The organism is Rhizobium ecuadorense, assembly GCF_001187535.1.
Lineage (GTDB): Bacteria > Pseudomonadota > Alphaproteobacteria > Rhizobiales > Rhizobiaceae > Rhizobium > Rhizobium ecuadorense.
This window is the reverse complement of record NZ_LFIO01000384.1, coordinates 1-369: the sequence shown is the minus strand read 5'-3', so window position 1 is coordinate 369 and position 369 is coordinate 1. Positions and strand designations below refer to the sequence as shown.

Sequence of the window (369 nt, the reverse complement as noted above, 5' to 3'; positions counted from 1 at the left end):
GGTTGGAGGGCGAAGGTCTGGTTCGCAAGGGCGATGGCCGAAACTACGTCGTGCGACAGGTGGATGTCGGCGAGTATCTTCAAAGCTTGAAACTGAGGTTGTTGATCGAACCTGACGCAGCCGTACTGTCGATCAACGCTATTCCGCGACGACTTTTGATGAGCGTCCGGCAGGAAATTCACGACCTTCTGGACGCGACGGCGTATCACACGGACGCGCACTGGTTCTCCGACGACAATCTCCACAATATGATCATCGATCATTGCGGCAACGCGGTAATGGCCAAGGTATTGCGGGAGCTTCGGGCGACCACGCGTCTCTTCGAAATCGACCGCCTGAAAGATCGCCTGAAGCCGGACTCCACGGAAC

1 protein-coding gene is annotated in these 369 nt (G+C 56.6%); it reads left to right on the top strand.

The annotated features are described in order from the left end of the window. Window positions 1-369, top strand: a 369-nt coding sequence (locus tag AF337_RS09935) for an FCD domain-containing protein (RefSeq protein ID WP_152970965.1), incomplete at both ends; no start/stop codon positions are given.